The sequence below is a fragment of the Paenibacillus sp. FSL H7-0323 genome, from assembly GCF_038002725.1.
Lineage (GTDB): Bacteria > Bacillota > Bacilli > Paenibacillales > Paenibacillaceae > Paenibacillus_AQ > Paenibacillus_AQ odorifer.
In genome coordinates this window covers 5,450,577-5,463,982 of the sequence record NZ_JBBODB010000001.1, presented here as the reverse complement: position 1 = coordinate 5,463,982, position 13,406 = coordinate 5,450,577, and the positions used below count along the sequence as shown (strand labels likewise).

The 13,406-nt window shown below is 43.6% G+C and carries 12 protein-coding genes; 5 read left to right on the top strand and 7 right to left on the bottom strand.

Annotation, left to right across the window (positions count from 1 at the left end):
* Positions 1–442 precede the first annotated feature (442 nt).
* A complete protein-coding gene (locus tag MHH89_RS24590) occupies positions 443–1,210 on the top strand; it encodes a TspO/MBR family protein (protein ID WP_076124500.1) in 768 nt (255 codons plus the stop codon).
* A 94-nt stretch (positions 1,211–1,304) separates the two neighbouring features.
* Here the strand turns inward: MHH89_RS24590 and MHH89_RS24585 are convergent, their stop codons facing one another.
* The 5 genes from MHH89_RS24585 to MHH89_RS24565 form a co-directional block, all read right to left on the bottom strand.
* Entirely contained in the window at positions 1,305–1,685 is a 381-nt protein-coding gene (locus MHH89_RS24585; protein WP_036682524.1) for a RidA family protein, read from the bottom strand.
* A 93-nt stretch (positions 1,686–1,778) separates the two neighbouring features.
* Positions 1,779–2,444 carry an oxidoreductase gene (locus tag MHH89_RS24580; protein ID WP_076124502.1) on the bottom strand — a complete coding sequence of 222 codons (666 nt, stop codon included), beginning with the start codon at positions 2,442–2,444 and terminating at the stop codon, positions 1,779–1,781.
* A 19-nt stretch (positions 2,445–2,463) separates the two neighbouring features.
* Positions 2,464–3,738, bottom strand: coding sequence for an MFS transporter (locus tag MHH89_RS24575; RefSeq protein ID WP_051491245.1), 1,275 nt, complete (start codon positions 3,736–3,738; stop codon positions 2,464–2,466).
* Between the two features lie 95 nt (positions 3,739–3,833).
* Complete coding sequence (locus MHH89_RS24570; protein WP_076179738.1) at positions 3,834–5,246, bottom strand: ATP-binding protein; 1,413 nt, start codon at positions 5,244–5,246, stop codon at positions 3,834–3,836.
* Positions 5,247–5,415: 169 nt separating this feature from the next.
* Positions 5,416–5,619: a CsbD family protein gene (locus MHH89_RS24565; RefSeq protein ID WP_036682530.1), complete on the bottom strand. Its 204-nt coding sequence runs from the start codon at positions 5,617–5,619 to the stop codon at positions 5,416–5,418.
* Between the two features lie 460 nt (positions 5,620–6,079).
* Between MHH89_RS24565 and MHH89_RS24560 the strand changes: the two genes are divergently transcribed.
* The 4 genes from MHH89_RS24560 (at position 6,080) to MHH89_RS24545 (ending at position 10,594) form a co-directional block, all read left to right on the top strand.
* On the top strand, positions 6,080–6,973 hold the full coding sequence (locus tag MHH89_RS24560) for an FMN-binding protein (RefSeq protein ID WP_076124505.1): 894 nt from the start codon (positions 6,080–6,082) through the stop codon (positions 6,971–6,973).
* A 48-nt stretch (positions 6,974–7,021) separates the two neighbouring features.
* Complete coding sequence (locus MHH89_RS24555) at positions 7,022–8,902, top strand: FAD-dependent oxidoreductase (RefSeq protein ID WP_076179739.1); 1,881 nt, start codon at positions 7,022–7,024, stop codon at positions 8,900–8,902.
* 245 nt (positions 8,903–9,147) lie between these two features.
* On the top strand, positions 9,148–9,597 hold the full coding sequence (locus tag MHH89_RS24550) for a hypothetical protein (protein ID WP_076124508.1): 450 nt from the start codon (positions 9,148–9,150) through the stop codon (positions 9,595–9,597).
* Between the two features lie 16 nt (positions 9,598–9,613).
* On the top strand, positions 9,614–10,594 hold the full coding sequence (locus tag MHH89_RS24545) for a polyprenyl synthetase family protein (RefSeq protein WP_076124510.1): 981 nt from the start codon (positions 9,614–9,616) through the stop codon (positions 10,592–10,594).
* A gap of 569 nt (positions 10,595–11,163) precedes the next feature.
* Here MHH89_RS24545 and MHH89_RS24540 read toward each other — a convergent pair.
* On the bottom strand, positions 11,164–12,048 hold the full coding sequence (locus MHH89_RS24540; RefSeq protein WP_312151474.1) for a UbiA-like polyprenyltransferase: 885 nt from the start codon (positions 12,046–12,048) through the stop codon (positions 11,164–11,166).
* 38 nt (positions 12,049–12,086) lie between these two features.
* On the bottom strand, positions 12,087–13,373 hold the full coding sequence (locus tag MHH89_RS24535) for an aspartate aminotransferase family protein (RefSeq protein WP_312151473.1): 1,287 nt from the start codon (positions 13,371–13,373) through the stop codon (positions 12,087–12,089).
* Positions 13,374–13,406: the final 33 nt, after the last annotated feature.

Below are 13,406 nucleotides of genomic sequence, written 5' to 3'. Positions count from 1 at the left end.
GCAAGCAAAAAAAGAACCAGCCCCCCACCATCAGGAAGGGTAACTGCAACCTTTTCCGCGAGAAATAAATTTTGAAGCTATACAAGTAGAAGCCGCTTCTTCCTCTTTTAGAGAGGCGATGCGCTCCTGCGGTAAATATAAGGATAAAGAACTAGGACAAAACTTATATTTTCTTGAATCTTCATCTCTTCATCTTATACGAAAAAGCGCTGATTTAAAAACATTTCTGCATATTTTCTGTAGATTTTTATGAAATAAAGTTGAAGGATATAGAAACACCCAGTAATTTGATTCATTTAAAATACCCCGCACTACTGCCCTGCTATCCAAGAATGTTATGACTCACTAGTCACTTCTTTTCTTTTTATAGTCTTAATTAGGCCAAAAAGGGGTATATTCTAAATAAGCAACACCCTATTAAAAAAGCTAGGGAGTGAATTATTTGAGACGTTATAATCCTTATAAATGGTGGAACCTCGTATTCTTTGTGGGTGTAATTATCGTAAATGTGCTGGCGGTAACCTTGCCTTTGGGCGGAAACAGTACAGGAGAAATCTCTGACAAATATAAGACTTACATGACTCCTGCTGGCTACGCGTTCTCCATTTGGTCGCTGATCTACCTCTTGTTAGCCGGTTTCGTTATTTATCAATTCCGCTCCTATACAAGTTCTAGGGATTCTGTACGAGCTATTTCGTTCTGGTTTATCCTGAGCTGTGTTTTTAATATGAGCTGGCTTTTCCTCTGGCAGTATCTATACATCGAGCTTTCTTTGATTGCCATGGTGTTAATGTTAATTTCCATCATTGTTATCTATCGCCGAACGCGCCAGATCGCAAATCCTACTTCAGGTGAGAAATGGCTGATCAAGCTACCCTTTAGTATATACCTTGGCTGGATCTCTGTGGCGACTATCGTGAATGTTAGCGTTGTTCTGGAGAAAAATCATTGGGATGGGTTTGGACTTAGCGGGATAACCTGGGCCGTGATCATGCTCTGCGTGGGGACACTGCTTGCGGTGTTAGTCAGCTACCCTAACCGAGACAGCATCTATCCTCTGGTCTTCGTATGGGCTTTCATCGCGATCGCCTTGGAACATAGAGAAGCTAATGCAGTCTTTGTAACGGGCACAGTAACGGCAGGTCTTCTGCTGCTCTACAGCATTTGGCTATTGCTCACACCACGCCGCAGAAGATACAGCAGATACTGATTGTCCTCTTGATAATATAAAAAGGCAGGCTAAGAAGGTGATCCTCCTTAACCCGCCTTTTTTTGTAGAATAATCTAGAAGTGCGAAATCATATTTATTTCTTACGTGCTACCGCTTCGATCTCAACAAGTCCGTCTTTGGGCAGCCGAGCAACCTCAATGGCACTGCGGGCAGGATAAGGTTCTTTAAAGAAAGTGCTGTAAACCTCGTTAACTGCTGCAAAATCATTCATATCTTTTAGGAATACGGTGGTCTTCACTACATGATCCAGTGATGCACCAGCTTCCTCAAGAATAGCTTGTACATTGCTAAGTGCTTGACGAGCTTGTTCCTGAACGCCTTCAGCCAAATTCCCTGTCTCGGGATTAAGGCCCAGTTGTCCTGAAGTGTATACCCAACTACCGGTGGTAATGGCTTGACTATAAGGACCAATGGCTCCTGGTGCTTTTGTAGTAGCTACTTGTTTTTTACTCATCTTGTTACCCCTCTCCATTAAACGCTGATCATTTATTGTCCATTGTAAGTCCTGTTCTCACCGTAATGCAAATTTATTAGCAGCCCGAAAAACTTAACGTTTTCCAATCACATGTATTACTTCATTCGTGTAGATATGCAGACCATGCGTGTCAGCAGAGGCAATGTTAACCATAGCTCTCGCCACAGTTACACCAGGTATGGCACGATATTTAGCCGCTTTGCCAACCATCACAAACTCCAGTGCTTTCATCAATCTAGCCGCGACGCGTTCTCCCAGTCTGAATTCCTCACGATGACCCAGCAGCAAGGATGGCCGAAACAAATGCAGCCCTTGAAAACCGATTTTGCTTAACGCTTCCTCTGCTCTCCCCTTAGTCCGACTGTAGAAATTGCGCGATTTGGCATCTGCCCCCATGGATGAAACAACCAAGAACTGTTTAACACCGTGATCTCTCGCAATAGCAGCAGCTGCAAGCGGATAATCCAGATCGACACGTTCGAACTGCTCTTGTGAACCTGCCTTCTTGATCGTAGTCCCGAGGCAACAGAAGATGGAATGAACGCCTTCGAACGAATCGCTATACTCCGCCAGGCTCTCCCAATCCACAACGATTTGCTTAAGCTTAGGATGTTCTAAAGCTAATGGAGTCCGTACAAGCACTCTCACCTCACCCCAACCTTCACGATTCAGCAATTCCTCCGTAACCGCTTTCCCTACTAATCCAGTAGCCCCTAATACCAACGCAATCCTTAACATGGAATAGTCCCCTTTACTTCTATTCGTCCTTTAGAATACGACGGCCCAGCAGGAAGGCAAGAGCGATCATAAGCGTTCCCACTACCAACTGCATACCGTATACTTGGGTCCATTGCGGCCAGTGGGCAATTTTTTCATACAGCTGTCCCCCAATAAGCGGACCAAAAAAGGATGATAAACCCGTAAGCGCCGCATAGGTCGCCATATACATAGGCCGTTCTTTTTTCGGCGTGTCTCCAATAATAAAATTAAAGGCCAGCTGGTTGAAACCGCCTACACCTACACCAAAAACAATATGAGCGGCAAACAACACCAACAGCATCGGCAACACAGACAAGAGTCCCCACATCAACGAGGACAAGGCAATAATCGGCAACGTAAAGAACAACAGACGTTTATTGCTATATTTTGCATTTAGATTACCCCAAACGTAGAAACTAGCCATCATAAAAAGAGTCTGGGACACATTAAGCAGTGATAACGTTTCATAATTTATATGAAGTAACTGCAACATGACATACGAGTATAGCGGAACAGTTAAATTCTGCAGCAGCAACCAGGCGGCCAGAAACAAAGTAGACTTCATAAATAAAGTATCTTTAAGCGGTTTCTTAAACATCGGTAAAAATTTATGTTCTTCCGATTTCTCGAAAGGCACGTCGGGATAAAAAAAGAATACAACGACGTTAGAGATCGCGAAGATCCACACGACAATATAAAGAATCAGAAAGCCATGGCTCCCGGGATAACGATCCAAAACGATACCCCCACCATACATCACCAGACTACCGAGTGCATTCAGGAACGTATTACGAATCCCAAAATAACGTCCACGCACACGTGCCGGAACAAGATCGCTGATCACAGAGCTCCACAGCACACCACCCGCCGTATTGGCAATAAAAGCAGTAGTATATAAGGCTATAAAAGCCATGACCCAATACTCTTTAGGAAAAATAAACGGAATTAGCCCCGTAGAACTCCAAAGTATCCTATGCAGGCCGATAAAAGTAACCATAGCCCATTTGCGGCTTGGCAGCTTCTGAATCAAAAAAGCTACCCCGATCTGCATCACGTTAACCAAAGTGGTAAGCGCTAGCACAAATCCAATTTGACTTGAAGTGGCTCCTAAATATAGCAGGAATCCTGTTAGAAACTGCCCTTGCAGCAGGACCTGGAAAATGGTCGATGGCACACCTTCCCAGGTAGCAATGCGCAAATTCCTGCGATGTACTGAGGTTTTACGGACACGCTTTGAACTAGTAACTGTGTGCTTAGTTTCCATGTTGTTCATAGAAAGGGGTAACACTCCTTTGATGCGGCATTTGCTTCATTCTACTCCGCGTCAATCTACTGTCAATACGCCAAATTAACAAATAATATTGGAGCTTACTCTTCTATGAACTCGAGGGGTAAATAAAGCGAAAAACGACTCCCTTTACCCTCCTCACTTTCTAAAGTAATGAACCCTCCGAGCAGTCTGGCCAAATCATTACTAATAGAAAGTCCTAATCCTGTTCCGCCATATTTTCGACTAATTGTTCTATCCGCCTGTTGGAAGGCTTCAAAGATCATGGCATGCTTCTCTGGTGCAATACCTATCCCACTATCTTCTACCTCAAATACAATCCAATGCTTCACAATAGCTCTTTCCCCACGTTCCTCTTGACGAATACGGAGTGCGACATGGCCAGACTTTGTAAATTTAAAAGCATTAGAGAGCAAATTACGCAGGATCTGCTGAATCCGCTGTGGATCGGAATGAATCATTTGCGGGATGTTTTCTTCCATAGCAATAGTAAATTCTAATTCCTTTTGTTTAGCCGTGACAGCGAATTGCATAGCCAGGATCTCTGGGATCTCAATAACACTTAAATCTTCATTTATAATATCCAATCGACCTGCTTCCACTTTGGAGAGATCTAATATATCGCCAATTATCATCAATAATTCTTCACCAGAACGGCGAATAATGGCTGCATACTCACTCATTTCTGCTTCCGTAAGAGAATTATCATTGTCTTCAATTAATTGCGATAAATTAATGATGCTATTCAGTGGTGTTCGAAGCTCATGAGACATATTGGCCAGAAATTCGGATTTAAATTGCGAAGCCATCATTAACTGATCGGCACGTTCTTCAAGCGCTATCTTATTCTTATGCAGCTCCTCCGTCTGGGCGGACAGTTGTTCATTAGCACGCTGAATCTGCACATTCCGTAAGAGTCCTAATTGAAAGTCACGAATAATTAAGGAGAATAGAACACTTAGAATCAACCCTGCAGGGAAAGTAATCGGCATAATCTCTCTTATGTACTCTGGGGCGGGAATCACACCAAACACCATAATGTTGATTGCATTCATTACATTTACGACTAGAATCACGATCAAACCTTTGTTCACTATACATAAGCTAGATCGTCTGACCCAGTAGCTAAGCGCAGCACAAACAAATCCTAGAATGGACAAATTAATTGTACCAGCCATTGCTGCCTCATTTACTCCAAAAGTTAACCGTGTAAGACCTGTTCCTATACCAATCAAAACAAGAATGAAAGGATGCGGATAAGCCAGCGTTGAAATAATAAGTGGCACAAAACGTAAATCAAAAATCACATGCTCATCCAGCCTATATCCAAAAAGAGTACTAATCCACCCGGCAAAGATGGCTAGTAATACCCAGCTTACTTTCTTTATTCTTACACTTGCATTTGAAATGGTGCTTTTATATATAAGATTAGCCAAATAGGCTACAGCTATTAGCATCGCGGTGTTTCCAAAAAATATTTTAAGATAACCCATAGATTCACTCCCACCTTGGCAAAATAAATTACAACTTTCATCTCATAATACTACCATACTAAAGCCCTATTCGATAACTAACCGCCCACGGACGCAGAAGAAGAGCGCAAATCAGATGCGATTTGCGCTCTTCTTCTGGAATTTTATTATAGACGTCATTAGTAACGAATTAATCGCGGTAGGAACGTCCCCAAGTTTGGTACTCTTTTTCCGCGTCTTCTTTCGTGTGTCCATAACGTTCTTGTAGTTTACCTACTAATTTATCCTTTTCACCATCAATTACGTCAAGATCATCATCTGTAAGCTTGCCCCATTGCTTCTTGGCCTCGCCTTTGAGCTGTTTCCATTTCCCTTTAAATACATTGTTGTCCATTATAAGCTCATCTCCTTAGCTGAATTAATTAGGGTAGGATCGTTATCCCGTGTTACCTTTACTTACCCTTCCCCATTCGCTATGAATCTTTCCGCCATTCATGGCATTAGCAAATTAAGTCGTATTCTGTCACATATATTTTTTAATTTATGTATTCAAATCTTTTAAAATTTGATATAATCCAGATATAAATTAAATATTTAATTTTTTAAGTGATTTATTTCACAAATGTTTTCCTAGTCCATGTGCTAGAATGCCATCGGAGATAAAACAACATCATTAAATTTTTTTCTAATCTATGCCGATATAAGTCATGATACTGTTACAAACGGGTAATGAGGTATGAGATTAAAGTGACAAATATCATTTATAAAGTGATTTTTATCACTTCGCTCGACTATTAAAATGTTTTACATTTTAATATATATATTTTAAACTATATTTTTGGAGGTCATTTGAAATGAAAAAAGCTTCTGTTATCTTGTCGAGCGCACTTATCCTTGGATTGCTCGCAGGTTGTGGTAACAACACAGACAACGCCGCAGCCCCTACTAACGCACCAGCTGAAACAACTGCTCCTGCAACAAATTCCGGTAACGCTGGAACTGAAGCTGGACAGTACAAAGACGGAGTTTACTACGGTACTGCTGACGTTGATGCTAAAACTGGCTGGCAATATTTCGCACTCTTAACTGTAGAAGGTGGAAAGATCACTAAAGCTGACTGGGATGCCTTTAACGTTAACACTGCAGGCGACCTGAAGAAAAAGGTTTCTGAAGATGGTAAATATGGCATGAAAGCTGGCGGTGCTTCTTCTGAATGGCACGAGCAAGCAGCTAAAGCTGAAGAATTCCTGATCGAAAAACAAGATCCAGCAGCTATAACTTTTGATGCTGAGGGGAAAACTGATGCCATCTCTGGTGTATCCGTACACGTATCTGACTTTGTAAAAGCTGCTCAAGCTGCTCTTGCTGCTGGTCCAGTAGAAGCTGGTCAATATAAAGACGGAGGCTACCATGCTGAAGGCGAAATGGACGCTGAATCCGGTTGGAAATCCACTGTTGACCTGACTGTTGCTAACGGTAATGTTGTAGCTGTTAAATTCAGTGGTTTGAATGCTGCTGGCGATGACAAGAAGCAATTCTCCGTTGATGGTAAATATGGTATGAAAGCTGGCGGCGCTTCTGCTGAATGGCATGAAGAAATCGCTTTGGCTGAAAAATACTTCCTTGAAAACAAAGGTACTGCTCCAACGCTTGATGCTGAAGGCAAAACTGATGCAATTTCCGGCGTGAGTATTCATGTTGGTGAATATTTTACACTTGCAGAAAAAGCACTCGAAGGCGCGAAATAATTTCGCAGGACCTTCTGCAGCTAATCAGACGAATGAGGTGAATTTCTCTTGAAGAAAATAGTCATTTTGGGCGGCGGCTACGGCGGCGTACTCACGGCTAAGAAACTGGCAAAGAAATTTAAGAAAAACAAAGATGTTGAAATTACACTGATCGACCGGAATCCATATCACACTCTATTGACTGAGCTGCATGAGGTTGCCGCGAACCGTGCTCCAGAGGATTCAATCAAGATCGATCTTAAGAAAATTTTTGCGGGCCTTAAAGTAGATGTTGTTCTTGATGAGATCAGCAATATCGATTTCAAAAACAGAAAACTTAAGTCCGATAAAGCTACCTACGCGTACGATTACCTTGTAATCGGCACAGGTAGCAAACCAACCTTCTTCGGTATTCCAGGAGCAGAAGAAAACACCTTCTCCTTCTGGTCTTACGATGATGCGGTAGCATTGAAACGCCAAATCCGCGATATGTATACCAAAGCGGCTATGGAGAAAAATCCAGCTGTACGCCGTGCTATGCTGACCTTCGTTATTATCGGTGCCGGCTTTACTGGTGTCGAGCTGGTTGGTGAAATGGCTGAACAACGCGAGGAATTATGCAAGGAGTTCTTTATCGACCCATCCGAAGTAAGACTGATTGTGGCTGATATGGCTCCGAAGATTCTGCCTATCCTTCCAGATAAGCTGATTCAAAAAGCTGAAGCTCGCCTTCGTAAGCTGAACGTGGAAATCGTTACTGGCGCTAAAATCACCGAAGTAGGCAATGGTAGTGTTGCCCTTGGTGAGAAAAACGTCGTCGATTCCCAAACAATTGTTTGGACTGCTGGTGTTGAAGGCTCCGAAATCGTTGGTGGACTTGAAGTTCAACAACAAGGCCGCAAACGGATTGTTACGAATGAGAACCTGGAAAGTGTAGATCATAAGAACGTCTACGTAGTAGGGGACAACATTTTCTACATTCCTGAAGGTGAAACTCGTCCTGTACCACAAATGGTTGAGAACGCTGAACAAGCCGCTCCGATTGTTGCTGGCAACATTGCCGCCGACATTCAGAACACTGCTAAAAAAGCTTACAAACCAGGTTTCCACGGTACAATGGTCTCCATTGGTAGCCGCTACGGCGTAGCTAACGTTGGTCTGCCAGGTAAGTTCTTTATGCTTACTGGATTCATGGCAATGCTATCCAAACACTTTATTAATATGTTCTACCTGTCTCAGGTTGTCGGATTCAATAAAGTATGGACATATATGATGCATGAATTCTTCCATGTTGAGAACCGCAAGAGCTTCTTGGGTGGTCACTTCTCCAAACGTTCACCTAATTTCTGGCTCGTTCCACTTCGTGTTCTACTTGGGGGTATGTGGTTATACGAAGGTATTGAGAAGATCCAAAAGATTTGGAAAGATCCAGATAAGATTTTCTTGATTCCAGCTGCTCCTTTTGCAACGGATGCTTCATCAGCAGCCAGTGTTGCAGTAGATGCAGTTAAAGACACCGTAGATGCACAATCTGCAGCTTCAGCAGTATCCACTGCAAAAGAAGCAGTTGAAGCGTTGCCTGTACCTAACTTCGTATACAACATTACAAACTGGTTCATGGATTTGATGTTCTACAACAACGACGGAAGTTATACTTTCCTCGCGAAATGGTTCCAAATCGGTATGGTATGTGCAGAAATCGTCTTCGGTATTATGCTCATCGTTGGTCTCTTCACAGCACTTGCTTCTATAGCGACCGTAGGCATGTCGGTCATGATTTGGTCAACCAAAATGGCCTCGACAGAAATGTTATGGTACGTTGCTGCTGGTATTGCCTGCATCGGCGGATCGGGAAGCACACTTGGTCTAGACTACTATGTACTTCCTTGGCTTAAGAAACAGTGGAAGAGAATTCCGCTCGTCAGACGATGGTATCTATACACCGACTGATAATAAAACCCTGAATTTGTGTAATTTATCATATAGAACATATGTGCAAATTGTATTTTATTAGGGTTAAATATGGATATACTTCAGAGTAATGTGTCCCTAGGACACATTACTCTCCTTATTTACAAGAAGAAAATAACCTTCCTAATCCTAGGAAATGGTGGTTTTTTCTTGAATGAATGGTTTTGTAGGGATGATCGGGGTATGGTTTCTTCCGGCAAAACCGACAAGAAGGAGAGAATCTTGTGAACAAACAACTCATAGAAGATACCCTCCGGTTGTTGCATACTGAAATGTCACCTATTGCCGGAATTGAGCTTCAGCCCTCTCCGGCTGCATGTGAACAGCTAATCTCGGTACTGGAACGCCATGATCTGGAATACAGCCGCAAAGTCAATTTGCTGGGTATTTACACTATTCTCACTTTGGCAGCAGAGCGCCATATGGAATGTATCCCACATCATCCCGACCTTACACGCAACATTTTGGATGGAGATTATTTGTATAGCTTTTACCTGCAGTTTGCGGTGAAATGCCGTGAGCTCGACTTAGTTGCTTATCTAGCTCCTTCGATCAAAAAAATGCAGATTAGACGGTCAAATGGAGACTTCGCGGAACATGATCCAGCTACTGGAATCGAAGAGTTCTTGATTCAAGAGTGCAGACAGCGTAGTCGCACAAGCAAAGCCATTTGACAGGTGGGATCCATAAATGAAGCTGCATGAGGCCTTAAATATAGACATAAATGAAATCAACCGCGAAATCGTAAACCTTGTGACGCGTGATAAAGATGTACCTAAGAAATCTCAGCTCGCGCAAAGTGTTCTAGAGCTTATAAATTCCGGTGGTAAACGCCTTCGTCCCCTCATGGTCATTGTTGGCAGTCGGTTTGGCCGTAAGGATACCGGTCGCAGAGCGCTTCAATTAGCTGCTGCTGCTGAATTTATTCATGCCGCCTCATTAATTCATGATGATATCATTGACCGTTCTGAGTTACGGCGGGGCGTACCCGCCTTACATATTAAGACGGGGACATTGTCAGCAGTACATGTTGGTAATTACATGTCCGCTCGGGTCATCGAGCTGCTGAGCAAATATACAGGAGATAAAAACAGATACGTTCATGACTTATCCTCTGTAGCCACCGCTCAGCTGTGTCTGGGTGAATATCAGCAAATGGAACATGCTTTTGATTATGAAATTACAATGGATCAGTATTTGGAGAAATCCTTAAACAAAACCGCTCTTCTTATGGCAACCTGCTTACGGGTTGGTGCACTGTCCACTGAAAGCACCGAAGAAGTTGCCAATCTCCTTTATAATTTTGGAGAAGCCTTAGGGATGTCCTTTCAGATACAAGATGACCTGCTAGATTTCACACAGTCCGCCGATGTCCTAGGCAAACCTGCCGGTAGCGACCTGCGACATGGTCAGGTCACCCTGCCAGTGCTGTACGCCTTGCAGGACCCTAAGCTCTCGCCTGTGATCCGTGCAATCGGCCCGGATTCTTCCGACGCTGAAGTAGCACATGTGCTCACCCTAATTAACAATAGCGATGCCCTCGCTCGCGCTGAACGGGTCAGCCAGAACTATCTGGATAAAGCTGCAGCTATTGTGCAGCAGCTCTCCTCCTACCCTGCGCATGCTGATCTGGAAACGTTGCTGCAATATTTTGCGGACCGTGATCGCTAAAGCGTACGATCTAATACAAATAAAAACGGATACCTCCCATTCACTTGGGGGTATCCGTTTTTTTGATTTAGACACATCATTTTATTGATCTTGTCGCAATTCAACTGCTATTTTTCCGCTTCAACAGGACAAGCTAAACACGCAAACGCAGCGTAGCGCACATGAGCTAATTCAGTCATTCTACTCCATCGGATATAATTAGGGAAAACCTCCCTAAAATTAGCTAATAATCGTTCGAAAACCACGATATTAGGGAATTCCTCCCTAATAAAGTCCACTTTAGCATGCTTTTAAGAGTAACCAGCTATATTTCAGGGAGAAATTCCCTAAAACAGAGTCAAAGGATAAAAAACTCAATAAGATTAGGGAGGTTTTCCCTAATCTTTGCATTCAACTCGTAGCTTCCCCCTTGCAGAGCGGGGACCCGAGTCAACACAAAAAAGGAAAGCTAGCGTAGCCAGCTTTCCAATTCCCTTGCCTACCCAAAAGGGGTAGGCTATTGTCTTTTGTTGTTAGTTTGAGGGCAATGTGCCAAATGCTCAGCCAGCCGGCTCACCAAAGCCAGCTCCCTAACTAACATAGAAAAAATCAATCAACGTACACAATAATATCACTATGCTGATTACCTGATTTAGATTATAAGAAGCCACCTTCATCAGCTTACGATTCGAAGGTTTTATAATCTTATGCTCGGTCATCAGGAGCAATGTAGCGATACCAATCCCAACTAAATACATCCATCCGAGATCCTGCCATACGTATAGAAATAATAGCAGCATAATCATAATGAAGTGTAGACCTTTGGCGATACGCAGCGCATTCTCTAATCCAAAGAAGCTCGGAATAGACCATAACCCATGCCGCCGGTCAAATTCAATGTCCTGAGTGCCGTAGATAATATCAAATCCGGCAATCCAGAGCATAACTACCGTCCCGATCACAAACGGGGTAAATGCGATATTTCCGGTTACGGCAAACCATGCACCAATCGGTGCGGAAGCAATAACAAAGCCTAAATATAAATGGCTTAGAAAGGTAAAACGTTTTGTATAAGAATAAGTCGATATTAACACGATTGCTACCGGCGATAAGAGCAGGCAGAGCAAGTTCAGCATGCCTGAAGCCACAATAAAGATGGCATAATTGACAATAACAAAGACAACCACTTCTTTTTCTGCCAATAACCGTTGTGGCAAATGCCGATGTGCCGTACGAGGATTCTGTTCATCAAACGTACGGTCTGCCAGCCGATTGAATGCATTAGCGCCATTACGGGCACCGATCAATGCAATCAGACCCCAGATCATCACATGCCCTGATGGCCAGCCCCTAGCAGCCCACACCATCGAGATAATGGCAAACGGCAGCGAAAAAAGCGTATGAGAGAACATCACCAGTTCACTGAACATTTTAAGCTTTAGGCCTGCAGTTTTAAAAATGTTTAGAATAGCCATTCGTTTTCCTCTTTCTTCGCTACTTGAAATTCATTATATTAGTCATTAAGCTCCGCAAGGACTTCATTCAGGTTGTAAAGCAGCCCGTCGATATCCTCTTCCGTAATAATCATCGGCGGTTGAAAGGCTAGTACGTTGCGTCCTATGCCATTTTTGCCGATCAGGTATCCTCTGTCTTTCGTCGCTTCCAGTACTTGATCTGTAAGCGCCGCAGAGCCTTCTGCATCCTCACCAGCAAGCTCCGCTCCCAACATAAGCCCAATTCCCCGTACATCCACAATAAGCGAAGGATAACGGTCTTGAAGGGTCTTTAGCCCTGCTTTCAATCGTTCTCCGAGCAGCACTGAGCGTTCAGGAAGCCGTTCATCGCGAATATAATCAAGCACAGCCAGCGCCGTTGCAGCAGATACCGGATTGCCTCCAAAGGTTGAAGCCGACGGACGGTTCAGCGCGAGTGCAATCTCATCCGTTGTCGCAAAGGCTGCCACCGGAATTCCATTCCCCAGTGCCTTGGCCATACTAATAATATCGGGCACTACGTCAAAATGCTCCATAGCAAATATTTTGCCTGTACGACCAAATCCAGTTTGAATTTCATCAGCGATCAGAAGCACGCCGTATCTCTCCAGCAACATTTTGACCTCACTGAAATAGGTTGGCGTTGGCATAATCATACCACCATTGCCTTGGATTGGCTCTACGATCATTGCGGCGATAGTATTCCCCTTCTCCTCAAGCACTCGCTCCAGAGATTCCAGGGATAGTGCAGCGGCTTCCTCTAGAGATAGTTCTGGATGATATGGGCGAGGAATAAACTCAACGTCATGATCCAAGTATTTATCGGTACGCCACATCGGCAGACCTGTCACGCTCATAGTTAGATTGGTACGGCCGTGTAGACCACTTTCCAGTGCAATGAACCCCTTGCGTCCTGTATACATCCGAGCGAGCAGCAGTGCGCCTTCATTAGCCTCTGAGCCGCTGTTCACGAAAAAGGTTCGGCGTAGACCGCCTGGCATAACCTCTTCCAGACGTTCAGCCAAATCCACATTTGGCTGAGTTAAATAGATCGTAGACGTATGCTGCAGCTGCTGCAGTTGCTCAATCGTACGTTCAGTTATGGCTGGATTGCAGTGCCCACAGGCAACTACAGATACACCTGCGAAGAAATCTGTATATTGTTTGCCATTTTCATCATACACAAACTGCATCGAACCTCGCACAAGCTGAGGCGCATCGCGGTAAAAATGCTGTGTACACGGATAGAAATATTGCTTACGCTTTGCCGCTACGGCTTCTCTTCCGATGAATTCTTGTTGTTCCATGATTGATTCCCTCTCTTCTTGTGAAAATAGTAA